Source organism: Achromobacter sp. GbtcB20, from assembly GCF_019091095.1.
GTDB classification, from domain to species: Bacteria; Pseudomonadota; Gammaproteobacteria; order Burkholderiales; family Burkholderiaceae_B; genus Achromobacter; species Achromobacter mucicolens.
In genome coordinates, this window is sequence record NZ_JAGXJZ010000967.1 from 1 (window position 1) to 230 (window position 230).

The window sequence follows — 230 nt, forward strand, 5'->3', positions numbered from 1 at the left end:
TGAGACGATGGCGTCAAGCGTTACGCCAACACGCGCCAGTCAGGAGTCCCTTATGGGCCCCGCCGCCGTCCCCTTGAGCAAACAGCACGCCGCCGCCGTCGAGCGCGCCTGCCGCGCCCTGGAAGCCGTGCAGCCGCCCGATCTGTCGACGCTGGCCGAGCAGGCCGGTATGAGCCGCTTCCATTTCCACCGCGTTTTCAAGGCCGTCACGGGCATCACGCCCAAGGCCT

Annotated in this window: 1 protein-coding gene; it reads left to right on the top strand. The window is 68.3% G+C overall.

Going from position 1 to position 230, the window contains the following annotated elements; genetic code table 11:
• Positions 1-52 precede the first annotated feature (52 nt).
• Positions 53-230, top strand: a 178-nt coding sequence (locus KVT32_RS31860; RefSeq protein WP_217619610.1) for an AraC family transcriptional regulator, incomplete at its 3' end; no start/stop codon positions are given.